The sequence below is a fragment of the Rothia sp. P6271 genome, assembly GCF_048512995.1.
Lineage (GTDB): Bacteria > Actinomycetota > Actinomycetes > Actinomycetales > Micrococcaceae > Rothia.
Map to the genome: position 1 here is coordinate 369,560 of NZ_JBLXXV010000001.1, position 14,570 is coordinate 384,129.

The window sequence follows — 14,570 nt, forward strand, 5'->3', positions numbered from 1 at the left end:
TTTGTATCGCGCCAGAATAGAATGGTACGTGATGAGTACTTCTACCCCACATTCTCAAGATTCTTCTTCTCAACGCCCTCAGGAGCGTCTTGTTCAGGTGCGTCGAGCACCTTCTTTGATTGCTTTTGGAGTCACCGGTGTTCTTGTTGGTTTGCTGGTTGCCGCCGTATTAACGTTTTTTGTTGGTAGCAGTGATGAATACACAAGGTCTTCCGTTTTTGGTGTCCTTGCCGTGTGCTCGATGAGCGTTTGCACTGCTATTTCTTTGACGGTTGCTCTTATCATCGATAAGTTTACGGCTCGTCACGCTGAGGTGGTTCGTGCTGTTGAAACAGATGAAGAGTAGTTCTTAAACGAACATATACTCAATTTTTTCTAGAAAGTGGATGTCCATAGGCTAAACTAGTACCGTCTTAGCTTCTTTGGTACACGTCACACACCTTAGATGGTTAGGTCACTATTTTTTGTTCGGCCCCGACCTTCGAAAAGATGGCAACATTGGTTCGTCCCGACGGTAAACTGACCCATGATCTCGACCCTATTGACCACGGCCCTAAAGATGAATGCGGAGTCTTTGGCGTCTGGGCTCCAGGAGAAGACGTAGCAAAACTCACCTACTACGGCTTATACGCACTACAGCATAGAGGCCAAGAATCTGCTGGTATTGCTACTAGCGATGGAAAACGAATTAACGTCTATAAAGATATGGGGCTGGTATCCCAAGTCTTTGATGAGCACACCCTCAACTCTATGCGAGGGCATATGGCAATTGGTCATTGTCGTTATTCCACCACTGGAGCCTCACATTGGGCTAATGCGCAGCCTACTCTTGGAGCTACCCCCCACGGGACGTTAGCTTTAGCGCATAACGGAAATATTACAAACTCTGCCGAACTCTACGACAGAGTTTTAGAAAAAAATAGTGGTGAGACACCCGAACGTGGCGAATTAGCACAAGGAAACACCACAGATACAGCTCTCGTGACAGCTCTTCTTGCTAAACATCAGCACCCCTCCCTCAAAGAGGCCGCTTTGGAACTCTTACCTACCCTCAAGGGAGCTTTCTGCCTTGTTTTTATGGACGAAAACACCCTTTATGTGGCTCGTGATCCACAAGGTGTGCGTCCCCTTGTCTTGGGAAAGCTTCATCATGATGGTTGGGTTGTCGCTTCAGAAACAGCTGCACTAGACATTGTCGGTGCAGCTTTTGTTCGCGAAGTTTCTCCTGGAGAGTTTCTCACCATCACCGAAGACGGCGTTCAGTCAGAACAATTTGCCCCTGCAGAGCCTGCTGGTTGTGTTTTTGAGTATGTCTATCTAGCGAGGCCAGATACCACGATTAATGCTCGTTCAGTATATGAGTCACGGGTAGAGATGGGCAGACAGTTAGCACGAGAGCATCGTGTTGAGGCGGATTTGGTTATGCCTACCCCCGAGTCAGGGGTTCCAGCCGCAATTGGGTATGCTGAAGAATCCGGTATTCCTTTTGGTAATGGTCTTGTCAAAAATGCTTATGTTGGGCGTACCTTTATTCAGCCGTCGCAGACTATTCGTCAATTAGGTATTAGGCTTAAACTCAATCCGCTGCGTTCGGTGGTTGAGGGTAAACGACTCATCGTTGTTGACGATTCTATTGTGCGAGGTAACACTCAGCGTGCATTAGTGCGGATGCTCAAAGAAGCTGGTGCGGCAGAGGTTCATGTGAGAATTTCTTCTCCTCCCGTCAAATGGCCGTGTTTCTACGGTATTGACTTTGCCTCTCGTGCTGAGCTCGTTGCTAATACGATGAGTGTTGAGGAAATTGGAGAATCTTTAGGTGCTGATTCTTTGGGGTATATCTCAGAAGATGGCATGATTGCGGCGACTCAACAGCAACGTAAAAACTTATGTACCGCTTGTTTTACGGGTAAGTACCCTATTGAGATTCCAGAACGTATTGGAAAGAATCTCTTTGACGCCCAAGACACCGTTGCAGGTGCTAGTGGACCGTTATCTAGTTCTATTGCTGAGGTGACCGCAGAACGTCCGGTACCCCAAAAGCCAGAACATGCTCAGGCATATTCTATTCATACTCGCCAAGGCTCATCGTCTACAGCAGCAGGCCCCGTGGTGGGTGGGTGTGCGTCACGCTGTGAGCCTGGTCCAGATTCGGAATTAGAGTCTCTTATCTTGCCCGAAGATACGATTTATCCACAAACGACAAAGGAAGACCCCCATGACCACTGATTCTTCACAGATAACGTATGCTTCTGCTGGTGTAGATGTTGAAGCTGGCGACCGCGCTGTTGAACTAATGAAAGACGCGGTTAAAGCTACTCATAGTTCTGCAGTGGTAGGGGGTGTCGGTGGTTTTGCGGGTCTTTTCGACCTCAGCGTGTTGAAAGACTATCGCACACCGTATCTTGCAACATCAACAGATGGTGTTGGCACGAAAGTTGCTATTGCTCAAGCTTTAGATATTCACCATACAATTGGACACGATCTTGTAGGTATGGTGGTCGACGATATTGTTGTCACCGGAGCTAAACCTCTGTTCATGACTGATTATATTGCGACAGGAAAGGTTGTCCCTGAGCGTATTGCAGATATTGTTCGCGGCATTGCTGAGGGGTGCGCACTTGCTCAAACTGCTCTTGTAGGTGGTGAAACAGCTGAGCATCCTGGCCTGTTAGGCGAACATGAATACGATGTGGCAGGAGCCGCTACAGGCATTGTTGAGTCAGATGAATTACTCGGCCCAGACCGTGTTCAGGATGGAGATGTTCTCATCGCCATGGCGTCTTCGGGGATTCATTCGAATGGTTATTCTTTAGTACGTAAAGTGGTAGAGCATTCTGAGTTCACCCTAGAGAGCCATATTCCAGAGTTGGGGCGGACTCTCGGTGAAGAATTGCTCGAACCGACGCGTATCTACACCGCAGCATGTTTAGAGCTCTTAGAGAAGTTCCCTGTCAATGGTGAAGACGGACATACCGGTTCTGGTATCCGTGCTTTCTCTCATGTAACAGGTGGCGGTTTGGCTGCTAATCTAGCACGAGTTTTGCCGCAGGGTCTGATTGGTGTAGTCGATCGTTCAACATGGGAGGTTCCCGCAATTTTCCGTTTGGTTGAACGTCTTGGTTCGGTCCCTCTGGCAGATATGGAAAGAACCCTCAATATGGGTGTGGGCATGGTTGCGGTTGTTTCATCTCAGGTTGCTGATGAGGTTGTTTCTTCTGCCTCAGAACAAGGCATAAGTTCTTGGATTTTAGGTGAGGTTCATAAGGATGATGGCTCTTACTCATCATGCGAGGATTATGTTCAAGGAGCTAAGGGCGTCGATGGTGGCGCTGCTCTTTTGTCTAAGACGTATCTTTAGCTCAACAAGGTGAAGAGTAAAGCTCTTCTTCTCGTCTCATGAGAGGAGAAGAAGAGCTTTATTGTGTAGCTGAGTAGTACCGTTCGCCAAGATGTTTTAGGTGCGTTTGCGTATAAAAAAGTAGTGTACCCCTCGGGGTACACTACTTTTTTATTGTCTCAAAATGACTAATCGAGAAGATTAGTCTTCATCAACATAATCGTCAGAATACTTGTCGAGGTATTCTGAGTAGTCGTCCTCATCATATTGATGACCGGATGACTTTCTGGATGAGTTATTTTTGGCACCACTGAGCTCGCGTTCGAGCGCAGAGTAATCGGTCTCGGGGCTGTAGTATTTCATCTCCCGAGCCTGCCGTGTTGCTTTAGCCTTTTGACGGCCGCGCCCCATGGCGTGACCCCCTCTTTTATCCATCGTGTCCGGTGGGCCAAGTGTGTGAGCACACAGGTAGCCCCGGAATCCTCTTACAGTCTTTCCTGCTTAAGGGTACATGTTTTTTATTAGCTGTGCTTAATTCGTATCCCTTTGAGAGGAAATTAGTGACGATATTTACTCTTAAAACCGTGAAAGGGCCGTATTTCCCTCCATAGAATCTCAAAAAATGTTTTTCAGATTACATATCGTTACGATTCTTCTCAGCCTCATGAAGCGTCTGCACGACTACATTAGTTGAGCGAGAGCAGCCGCCACGTCACTACGCCACATATACGTTGCTTTGCGATCTGCGCGTGTTGGCCCACCATTAATAATTCCTAAAGGCTTCTGGTCTTTATGGGCTTCAAGAGCAAATTTATATCCGCTCATCACCGCTAGGGAACTGCCCACAACAAGTACAGAACGGCAATCACGGTACATCTGCCAGGCTCGTGCTTTTCGCTGGGCAGGCACGTTCTCGCCAAAATATACAACATCAGGTTTGAGGAAAGTCTGTTGGCAGTTCGTGCAACCAACCATCTGAAAGTCAGAAATTAACGCATCGCTAAGCGACACATCTCCATCGGGGTTTACTTGAAGATTTTGGTCCTCTAACCGTTCTAGGTATCCGGGGTTTTTCTCTTCAATTCTGAGGTCTAGTTCGGCACGGTGTTCACGGTTTTGGCAGATAAGGCATACGACGTACTCTAAGTCGCCGTGAAGGGTGAGAACGTTCCGTGATCCTGCACGCCGGTGTAATCCATCAACGTTTTGAGTGATAATACCTGCCAGTTGCGAGCGCTCTTCAAGTTTGGTGAGTAGGTGGTGTGCTGCGTTAGGTTCGGCTCTTCTCATTCTGCGCCAGCCTACGTAGGAGCGGGCCCAGTATCGTTGGCGTGCTTCGTCGTCGTAGCGGAATTCTTGGTATGTCATCGGGCGGTGGTTTTTCAAAGAACCGCTTTCTCCGCGGTAGTCGGGGATTCCTGAGGCTGTGGAAACACCGGCTCCGGTGAGAACGAGGACTTGTCCTTCGTATAATAGATGCTCAATTCCTTCACGGGCGTATTGAGTGTCGTGGGCGGGAATTTCGTTTTCAACGATACGTGCGATGGAGCGTAGTGCTGATTGATGTGCGCGAGCAATTTCGGGGTGGTTGGTGAGCTCAATGTTGGAACTGTACATCGAAGAGCGGGAGGAGGATTCAAAGTTCACTCTCTTATTATCGAGGATGGCTCTGGTACAGGGTAGTATTCGTTGCCGTGAGAGTGTTCTCGTTCTTCTTGTTGTGGGGTTTTAACGACGTGTTGCCACCCCGTGCGGGGTGGCAACATCATCGAAAGGGGCATCTGAGAGGTTTTTATCGGATGGATTCTAGGTGCAGAGTCTTTGGCTCTTGGTCGGTAACATCCACATGGACGGTGTCTCCTTCGTGGATATCGCCGGCAAGTATGCCCTGAGCTAAGCGGTTTCCGAGCTCTGTTTGAACGAGGCGGCGAAGTGGTCGGGCTCCGTAGGCGGGGTCGTATCCGTTGGTGCCTAACCATTGGATGGCGTTTTCGCTCACGTCGAGGCTGATACGCTTGTCTTCTAGGCGGTGTGCCATTGATTGTATTTGTAGTAGCACAATTTTTCCGAGGTCTTCTTCACTCAGTGGGTCGAACATGATGATGTTATCCAACCGGTTGAGGAACTCAGGTTTGAAAGAAGCGTTGACGACGTTCATGACAGCTTTGCTTCGGTCTTCTTGACTTTGCGTTGAGTCAATTAAGAATTGAGATCCCAAGTTTGAGGTCAAGATGAGGATAACGTTTCGGAAGTCCACGGTGCGGCCTTGTCCGTCTGTTAGACGTCCATCGTCAAGAACTTGAAGGAGGATGTCAAACACTTCTGGATGGGCTTTCTCTACCTCGTCGAGGAGTACAACAGAGTACGGGCGACGGCGTACTGCTTCGGTGAGTTGTCCGCCTTCTTCGTATCCGACGTATCCGGGAGGAGCTCCGACTAGTCGTGATACGGCATGCTTTTCAGCGTATTCAGACATGTCGATGCGAATCAGCGCGCGTTCGTCGTCAAATTGGAATTGTGCAAGTGATTTGGCGAGCTCTGTTTTACCTACACCGGTTGGGCCTAAGAAAAGGAATGAACCGATGGGGCGGTCAGGGTCGCTAATACCAGCACGTGAACGGCGTACCGCGTCAGCAACAGCTTGAACAGCTTGGTGTTGTCCGATGAGGCGCTTGCCGAGTTCGCTTTCCATGTTGAGTAGTTTTTCGCTTTCGCCTTGGAGCATTTTCCCTGCGGGGATACCTGTCCATGCGCTGATGACTTCGGCGATGTCTTCTGCTGTGACTTCTTCTGAAATCATAGATTCTTCGCGGACTCGGTCTTCTGCTTGTTGAGCATCAGTTAGTTCTTTTTCGAGGGCAGGAATTTCCCCGTAAAGAAGGCGTGATGCTTCGGCCAAGTTTCCTTCACGTTGGGCGACTTCGGCACGGGAGCGTAGCTCGTCGATGCTATTTTTGATGTCTCCGACGCGGTTCAGACCGGCTTTCTCTGCTTCCCAGCGCATATTGAGTTCGCGGAGTTCTTCTTGCTTATCTGCCATATCAGCTCGTAGCGCTTCGAGGCGTTCTTTGGAGGCCTCGTCTTTTTCTTTGGCGAGGGCAAGTTCTTCCATGGTCATACGGTCTACGGCTCTGCGTAAAGCGTCAATCTCTTCTGGAGCTGAGTCAATTTCCATACGTAACCGTGATGCGGCTTCGTCGATGAGGTCGATGGCCTTATCTGGTAATTGGCGTGATGGGATATAGCGTTGCGAGAGGTTTGCGGCGGCAACGAGTGCGGAGTCTGCGATGGCTACTTTGTGGTGTGCTTCGTAGCGTTCTTTGAGTCCACGCAAGATACCGATGGTGTCTTCGACGCTGGGTTCGCCTACGTATACTTGCTGGAATCGGCGTTCTAAGGCAGCGTCTTTTTCGATGTTCTGGCGGTACTCGTCTAGGGTGGTTGCACCGATGAGTCGAAGTTCTCCGCGAGCAAGCATAGGTTTGAGCATGTTTCCGGCGTCCATGGACCCTTCAGATGCTCCGGCGCCGACGACAGTATGTATTTCGTCGATGAAAGTGATGATTTGGCCTTGGGAGTTTTTGATTTCGTCAAGAACTGCTTTGAGTCGTTCTTCAAATTCTCCACGATATTTTGCTCCTGCGACCATGGATCCTAGGTCGAGGGAGATGAGTGTCTTTCCGCGTAAAGATTCGGGGACGTCTCCTGAGACCATGCGTTGTGCAAGTCCTTCAACGACTGCGGTTTTTCCGACGCCAGGTTCGCCGATGAGTACGGGGTTATTTTTAGTGCGTCGTGAGAGTACTTGTACGACTCGTCGTATTTCGCTGTCGCGTCCGATGACGGGGTCGAGTTTTCCGCTTCGTGCTATGGCTGTGAGGTCTGTTCCGTACTTTTCCAGGGCTTGAAAAGTTCCTTCGGGGTTTGGAGTATCCACTTTTTTACCTCCTCGTATGTTGGGGATGATTCCTTCAATGGTTTGTGCTGTAGCTCCGTTATTTTTTAGGAGTGTGGCTGCGGCGTTTTGTCCCTGAGCGATTCCTAGCAAGATGATTTCTGTAGAGATATAGCTATCTCCAAGTTTTTGCGCTTGCGTTTGGGCATTTTCTAGTGCGTGGAGAATGTCTTGGCTTATTTGGGGTTTTGCAACTGTTGCTCCAGAAGTTGCAGGAAGAGTTTTAATCTGTGCGGAGACTTTTTCAGATAGTTCGTCGAGGTTTACCCCTGCAACTTTAAGTGTTGCTGCGGCGAGGCTCTGGCGAGTATCTAGCATCGCTTTTAGTAGATGTTCTGGCTCTATTGATGGGTTTTTGAGAGTTTGAGCGTAGCTATTTGCTTGGTTGAGCAGTTCTTCTGATGCGCTTGTTAATTGCATGTTCATATAGTGTCCTTTCTGTGTCGTGTGCTGTTTTATGATGTCCGAGCAGTCCATTAACGATACCCGGTTCAACTAACTTGAGTCTACAACGCTCAACTTAGTTTATGCAATACTTCCCAGAAAAAACGTTTTAAAAATATTTACAGATACAAAAGACTATGATTCAAGAAACTCATAGTCGCTAGACTCGCGAGCTATCCGCTCTTCATCTTCTTCGGTAATACCCGCACTCAGTTTCGCAGAATGCCGGCAATAATTCAGCGCAAGAAAAAAGACTGCGAAGGCACTCACAAAAGTCAGGATTCCAGCAGTGTTACCAAAACCAGCAGCCAGCCCAACGTAGTGTTCGCCAAATATTTGAGAGAGCGCAGAGATTGTTTTCCCATCACGCCGATCAGGACACAACACCCCAAAAGTAAAAGCCCAAAACCACGTAAGGCAATGCATATAAGCTAAAGACACAGGCAAGGAACGCCCATTTGAATACCTACAAGCGTCACGATAACCCCAATAACACCCGCACAGCAGAATAACCAAAAGACTAGGGGTGATACTTATAGCAAAAATCCACGTCAGTTCGCCTTGTGCGTCAAAAAGGATTCTCCCAAAACTAACCCATAAGGCGCTCAAGAAAGCACCAGGCACAGACAGCCTATATACGAGACGCCCAAAAACGCTCTGATGCCTTATCAAAGTATTCTCATTGGAGGGTGTTGCAGTCACTATTCCATCTTAAAACACACAGCCCTCAAAGACGAACAACTCATGGTGCAACACACTTCAAGGCAACCTCCGATAGAGTAAACGTATGAGCGATACACAATATCTAACACCACCCGAAGCTGTTTTCTTTGACCACGATGGGACACTTGTAGACACCGAACCCATCTGGGAACAAGCCAAGCAAGCAATAGCACAAGAACATCACGCTTTTTGGACGGCACAAGATACCGCCGATTGCTTAGGAAAATCTATTGACGCTTCTTTGATTCGATTACAAGAAAACGGCGTACCTCTAGAGCTTCAAGAAATGAAAGCAGAGCTTCAGAAGCAGGCTGAAACAATTTTAGAGACTCATACCATTTCTTTAATTCCTGGAATACCAGAGGTTCTTCAAGAACTTCGCAAGGCGAACATTCCCGTCGGCATTGTCACCAATGCCATCACTAAAGTAGCAGAGCATACTGCCAGCTTATCCCCCGAAACTTTTTCAGTAATTATTGGTGATCAACAAGTTACCAACCCAAAGCCACACCCTGAGCCTTATCTGCAGGCCGCAAAGCAACTCGGCGTTAATCCTCAGCGTTGCGTGGCGGTGGAAGACTCTCCTTCAGGTGTTCAAAGTGCACTATCTGCAGGCATGAAAGTTGTTATTGTCCCAGGTGAGATAGATGTTATTGAAACCAAAGGGACGACTAAGGTTAGCCATGCTAACCTATCTCTTAAGGACATCCTTATTTTGAGTAATTCATAATAAAGCTTGCAAGGGCCTTCTATTCTTGATATATTCGTAATAACGAAGCGTTGGAAATCCCACATTTACCCAACACTTCACAGAACATCACAAATACACAGGAAGGCAACAACAATGGCAAACACTGCATCATTTACCGTACCAGGAATCACCGAGAACTCAGGACATCAGGTCGGAGAACTCCTCCAGATGCGCCTCCACGCAATGAACGACCTCCAACTCGTACTCAAGCACGCTCACTGGAACGTTGTCGGACCATCTTTCATCGGTGTTCACGAAATGATTGACCCACAGGTATCCCTCGTACGCACCTACGCAGATGACATTGCAGAACGCATGGCAACTCTCGGAGTAGCACCTAACGGACTAGCCGGAGACCTCACCGAACAGCGCACCTGGGAAGAATACCCCCTCGGCCGCGCTAAGGCGCTTGATCACCTCCGCGCACTCAACGAGGTATACACCCGCATCATTGAAGACCACCGCGTAGCCATCGCAAAGGTCGCAGACATCGACCCCGTCACCGAAGATTTGCTCATCTCTCAGACCGCAGAACTCGAAAAGTTCCAGTGGTTCGTACGAGCACACCTCGAAGACGGCGAAGGCAACCTCGTCTAAGGTCTAAAGCACCTCTCTAGAGAGAAACCTAACAACCGGCTGTACACCATAAAAACTTATGGTGTACAGCCGGTCTCTCGTTATAAGGTAAAAACCATGGAGCAAGAACAGCACGAACCAACACCCCAAGAGATCAAACGCTGGAGACGATACCTCGCTGAAGAAATATCTGAAGCAAAAATTTACGCGTCTTTAGCACAACGATCACAAGGCGCCGAAGCTGAAATCCTCCACGAAGTCGCCACCGCAGAACAACGTCACCAAAACCATTGGAGACAGCTCCTAGGAGCACATGCAGAACCCACACCACGCCCCTCTATTAGTGCGTATATTCTCGAGTTCTTAGCAAAACACTGCGGAACCGTCTTCGTCCTCGCACTAGCTCAACGTGCAGAACAACGCTCCCCCTACGCCCACGACCCCCACGCAACCGAAGCCATGGCAGCAGATGAAGCTGTACATGAAGAAATAGTCCGAGCATTATCTACCGCCGGACGTGAAAAACTATCAGGTAATTTTCGTGCAGCTGTCTTTGGAGCTAACGACGGACTCGTCTCTAACGTCGCCCTCATCATGGGAATTGGAGCCAGTGGAGCCAGCTCAGAATTTATTCTCCTCTCCGGCATTGCAGGACTACTAGCCGGAGCCCTATCCATGGCAGCAGGAGAATTCGTCTCCGTCAGATCTCAACGAGAATTACTCGATGCCTCAAACCCCACCCAAATCACCCTCAGCGTCGCAGACCAACTCGATATCAACCAAAATGAGCTCAAACTCATCTATAAAGCACGAGGAATGAGCGAAGAAGCCGCAACGCACCGAGCACAAGAACGCTTCGGACAATTCTCTTGCGACTGTGACCCATCATTGTCCTACCAAGAAAACAGCAATACCCCATCAACAGAATCGCACACCACAGCCCTCGGTACAGATATTGGAGCGGCAGCAGCATCCTTCTCATTCTTCGCCTCTGGCGCGCTCATCCCCATACTCCCCTACGTCTTCGGAGCATCCGGAACATTCGCAGTCTTCCTATCGTTACTTCTCGTATCCACAGCCTTAGGTATTACGGGAGGAATTGTCGGACTACTCTCAGGCGCTTCCCCCCTCAAAAGAGGACTACGACAAATCGCCATCGGACTATCTGCTGCAACCATCACCTACATATTAGGCCTACTATTTGGCACCGGAGTCGCCTAATCACCCCCACCAAAACGATACCCACCTTATGAGCTAAGCGCTCCAGAGTCTTTGAGCGACTGCACATTAGCTCTCCATAATGCTCGCTGAATCAAAAGCATCACAATTCCAGCAACACACATTCCCAAAACGTTAATTACCAGTTGAGCAGCAGAGCCCACCACCTCTTCGGAAGAACCAATAGCAATTCCTAGGGCAAGATTCCCCACCGCTGGAATCGTCGTCACCGAAATAAAGACACCAATAAGCGCACTAGATTGGTGGGTGTCTAAAGCCCAAACACCCACTGCACCAGCAAGAACCGCAACCAAAAAAGACCAAATATTAGGACGCCAAATAAAACCGGTCTGAGGCCGTGCCCCTAACACATCCAATGGTGTAAAAAGCCCCAGATAAAGAGTAATACACGCTAACAACGTCACCACTACAGTTGCTAATAAATATCCACCCCATAAAGTGCACAAACTACGCACTATCAAAGAACGTTCCTTAAAAGCGACCCCTGTACACAAAGCAGCTACCGGAGCAAAATCAGGGCCAACAACCATCGCACCCACCACCAAAATAGCGGAATCTGTCAAAACAGCAATCGCAGCAAGAATCACAGCAACAACAATAAATACCCCATAGGTGAGGCTAAAAAAACTTGAATTCTGGGCTTGTGCTAACTGATTAGCCCACATTAAAGTATTACGTTCACGCCGAGTCAGCATCGAAGAATCCTGAACGCCAACAGGGCGAATCTCTTGAATACGCACATCCGAATATTCAGAAAGCAATTCTAAACAGTTCTCCAAAGCCTCTTCTGAAATACACCATTTAATCACATCTTGAGAATCATCTTGAACCGCTCCAGAACGAACCCTCAACTGAGATACCTCAGCAATCGCATGAAGCCGCCGAAAGACTTCTGTACTCATACGGGGAGAAACATCAACACGTAATTGCATGATTCCCATATATTCCACCTACTTTTCGTGAAGGCATCTCTCTACGGATAGCGCAACGCCCCTGTGCCCACTATATAAAATATATGGTAAGCACAAGGGCGTTTCACGCTATCGCACAATAATGTTCACAAAAGAACTAGTCGTGTTTGACTTCCTCAATATATGCATCCGGATCAAACGGAACATACTCTTGGTTAGGAGCAACGCGGGATTCACGCTCATCAAGCTTTGAACCAAGAATACGGTTCATAATCAGCGCAATAGCGCCATCACCAGTCACGTTAGTTGCTGTTCCAAAAGAATCAAGAGCAATATACGTTGCAATCATCAAAGCAACCTGTTGATCGTTGAAACCAAGCATAGACTGCAAAATGCCAACAGCTGCCATAATAGCGCCACCGGGCACACCCGGTGCTGCAACCATCACAATACCGAGCATGCACACAAAACCAATCCACTGGCCCGTAGTCACATCAATATGCTGAGTGAAAGCAATAGCAATAGCAAAAGCTGTAATCTTTGAAGTAGAACCAGCGAGGTGAATTGTGGCGCACAACGGAATAACGAAGTTTGCAATAGGATGACGAACACCGTTTTTAAGCGTCTGACGAAGCGTAACCGGAATCGTCGCCGCAGAAGAAGACGTACCTAGCGCTGTCAAATAAGCGTCTTTCATCGTCCACACAGCGGTTAAGGGGTTTTTACCAGAGATAGCTCCTGCAATACCGTATTGAGTACCTAAAATAACAACTTCAAGAAGAAGTACCAGCACAACAACAACGGCCAAGGTTGAGATGACTTGAGCAGCTTCTCCAGAAGCACTCAAATTCAAGAAAATACCAAAAATATGTAATGGCAAAAGTGGAATAATAACGCGCATAATCAGAGCGTTAATAATTTCTCTAAATTCTAGAAAACCACGGCGCAACACTCCACGAGGAACAATAGAAAGCCCGATACCAATAACAAACGCAAGGATGAGAGCCGTCATGACGCCAAACGGTGGGGCCATCTGAATAGTGAAGTAACCAGAGGCCGCAGATAGCGTTTCTTCAGTAGCAGTAACGTTGTTAAAGGTGGAGGTGTCGATAAGTTTGGGATACGCCAGCAAAGCAACAACAACCGTCAAGAAACCGGCAAACAAAGTAGAAGAGTATGCCAAGGCAGCGGTTAAACCTAGCCATTTTCCTGCGCCTCGACCCAAATCACCGATAGCAGGAACAACAAGTCCAATAATAATCAGAGGAATAGAGAACGATAAGAATTGAGAAAAAATATCGTTATACGTATAAAAAATCCGAGAGATTTCTTCAGGAAGTAATTGGCCAAAAATCAGACCAAAGACTATTGCAAGAATAACCCAAGGTAAGATTCCATATTTTTTGAGCAGAGACATAAGCTTCATTCAGTTTAAGACGAGTATTGTCTCCAAAATCTTCCCACTAGTTCGTACAGCTTCCAGACAACACACTGCATATTCACCAGTTCTGTGGTTCAACTAACGAAAATTATGGGGTACACCGCGTAAAATCTCCGTCATCTTCATCCCTCCCCACGATCCCTCCACATCACAAAACCCCTAGAGCACACACACCTTATCGATGAATATACGCTAGGGGTTTTGGTTCAAGACGGGAAGTGAAATTCTATAGGGATATTTCTACTTCCCCTAAGACTCTTACCATTTTTATGACTGAGCAAAAATCTCACGCATCAGCTGAGCAGCCTCAGACGGGGTTTTACCCACTTTGACGCCTGCGGCCTCAAGAGCTTCTTTCTTAGCTTGCGCCGTTCCAGAAGAACCAGAAACAATAGCCCCAGCATGGCCCATTGTTTTACCTTCTGGAGCGGTGAAACCTGCAACATAACCTACGACAGGTTTTGTGACATGTTCTTTGATGAACTCTGCAGCGCGTTCTTCAGCGTCACCACCAATTTCACCAATCATCACGATTGCTTCAGTCTCAGGGTCAGCTTCAAAGGCTTCTAACGCATCGATATGTGTTGTACCAATGATAGGGTCACCGCCAATACCGATACAGGTTGTGAACCCGATATCACGTAGCTCAAACATCATCTGGTATGTCAAAGTACCGGACTTTGATACAAGACCGATTTTTCCTTTTCCGGTGATATTCGCGGGAGTAATACCCACCAAAGATTCTTCAGGGGTGATAATACCGGGGCAGTTTGGTCCAATGATTCGAGTCACCATCTTGCCGTTTTCATCAACAGAGTTCTTCGCATGTGCCCAGAATTCTGCGGCATCCTGCACCGGAATACCTTCAGTAATGACCACGACTAACGGCATTTTTGCGTCAATAGCTTCAATGACTGCGTCTTTAGAAAAAGCTGGAGGAACAAAAATTACGGATACGTCTGCGCCCGTTTTTTCCATAGCTTCAGCAACAGTGCCGAATACTGTTAGTTCAATATTTTCGCCCTGTGCATTCTGATGCGAAACGGTGCTTCCTGCTTTGCGGGCGTTAACGCCACCGACAATATGAGTACCAGCAGCAAGCATACGAGCGGTATGTTTCGACCCTTCAGCGCCGGTGATACCCTGAACGATGACTTTTGAGTCTTTGTTCAAAAAGATAGACATGTCTTATG

13 protein-coding genes are annotated in these 14,570 nt (G+C 47.9%); 6 read left to right on the plus strand and 7 right to left on the minus strand.

Features of this window, described 5'->3' with window-relative positions; all coding sequences use genetic code 11:
- Positions 1-31 precede the first annotated feature (31 nt).
- The 3 genes from ACN08X_RS01685 to purM all read left to right on the plus strand — a co-directional run bounded on the left by ACN08X_RS01685 (position 32) and on the right by purM (position 3,358).
- Positions 32-346 carry a hypothetical protein gene (locus ACN08X_RS01685; protein ID WP_419107716.1) on the plus strand — a complete coding sequence of 105 codons (315 nt, stop codon included), beginning with the start codon at positions 32-34 and terminating at the stop codon, positions 344-346.
- Between the two features lie 152 nt (positions 347-498).
- Complete coding sequence (purF, locus tag ACN08X_RS01690) at positions 499-2,226, plus strand: amidophosphoribosyltransferase (protein WP_419105874.1); 1,728 nt, start codon at positions 499-501, stop codon at positions 2,224-2,226.
- Complete coding sequence (purM, locus tag ACN08X_RS01695) at positions 2,216-3,358, plus strand: phosphoribosylformylglycinamidine cyclo-ligase (RefSeq protein ID WP_419107717.1); 1,143 nt, start codon at positions 2,216-2,218, stop codon at positions 3,356-3,358. Before purF ends, purM begins: the two co-directional genes overlap by 11 nt.
- A gap of 180 nt (positions 3,359-3,538) precedes the next feature.
- Here purM and ACN08X_RS01700 read toward each other — a convergent pair whose 3' ends face one another.
- The 4 genes from ACN08X_RS01700 to ACN08X_RS01715 form a co-directional block, all read right to left on the minus strand.
- Positions 3,539-3,748, minus strand: a complete 210-nt coding sequence (locus tag ACN08X_RS01700; protein ID WP_419100997.1) for a DUF3073 domain-containing protein — start codon at positions 3,746-3,748, stop codon at positions 3,539-3,541.
- A 270-nt stretch (positions 3,749-4,018) separates the two neighbouring features.
- On the minus strand, positions 4,019-4,954 hold the full coding sequence (locus ACN08X_RS01705) for a Sir2 family NAD-dependent protein deacetylase (protein WP_419107779.1): 936 nt from the start codon (positions 4,952-4,954) through the stop codon (positions 4,019-4,021).
- Positions 4,955-5,129: 175 nt separating this feature from the next.
- Positions 5,130-7,718 carry an ATP-dependent chaperone ClpB gene (clpB, locus tag ACN08X_RS01710; RefSeq protein ID WP_419107718.1) on the minus strand — a complete coding sequence of 863 codons (2,589 nt, stop codon included), beginning with the start codon at positions 7,716-7,718 and terminating at the stop codon, positions 5,130-5,132.
- A 153-nt stretch (positions 7,719-7,871) separates the two neighbouring features.
- Positions 7,872-8,177 carry a hypothetical protein gene (locus ACN08X_RS01715; RefSeq protein ID WP_419100999.1) on the minus strand — a complete coding sequence of 102 codons (306 nt, stop codon included), beginning with the start codon at positions 8,175-8,177 and terminating at the stop codon, positions 7,872-7,874.
- A gap of 346 nt (positions 8,178-8,523) precedes the next feature.
- On the opposite strand from ACN08X_RS01715, the gene ACN08X_RS01720 reads away from it, so the two are divergent.
- From ACN08X_RS01720 to ACN08X_RS01730, 3 genes are all read left to right on the plus strand, one after another.
- Entirely contained in the window at positions 8,524-9,189 is a 666-nt protein-coding gene (locus ACN08X_RS01720) for an HAD family hydrolase (RefSeq protein WP_419107719.1), read from the plus strand.
- Between the two features lie 114 nt (positions 9,190-9,303).
- Entirely contained in the window at positions 9,304-9,807 is a 504-nt protein-coding gene (locus ACN08X_RS01725) for a Dps family protein (protein WP_419101001.1), read from the plus strand.
- Between the two features lie 96 nt (positions 9,808-9,903).
- Positions 9,904-11,007 carry a VIT1/CCC1 transporter family protein gene (locus ACN08X_RS01730; protein ID WP_419105693.1) on the plus strand — a complete coding sequence of 368 codons (1,104 nt, stop codon included), beginning with the start codon at positions 9,904-9,906 and terminating at the stop codon, positions 11,005-11,007.
- A gap of 26 nt (positions 11,008-11,033) precedes the next feature.
- On the opposite strand, the gene ACN08X_RS01735 is transcribed toward ACN08X_RS01730, so the two are convergent.
- From ACN08X_RS01735 to sucD, 3 genes are all read right to left on the minus strand, one after another.
- On the minus strand, positions 11,034-11,966 hold the full coding sequence (locus ACN08X_RS01735; RefSeq protein WP_419107720.1) for a DUF389 domain-containing protein: 933 nt from the start codon (positions 11,964-11,966) through the stop codon (positions 11,034-11,036).
- A gap of 127 nt (positions 11,967-12,093) precedes the next feature.
- The gene (locus ACN08X_RS01740; RefSeq protein ID WP_419101004.1) at positions 12,094-13,362 is read right to left on the minus strand and encodes a dicarboxylate/amino acid:cation symporter; all 1,269 of its coding nucleotides are present in this window, start codon (positions 13,360-13,362) and stop codon (positions 12,094-12,096) included.
- 282 nt (positions 13,363-13,644) lie between these two features.
- Positions 13,645-14,562: a succinate--CoA ligase subunit alpha gene (sucD, locus tag ACN08X_RS01745; RefSeq protein WP_419101005.1), complete on the minus strand. Its 918-nt coding sequence runs from the start codon at positions 14,560-14,562 to the stop codon at positions 13,645-13,647.
- Positions 14,563-14,570 lie beyond the last annotated feature (8 nt).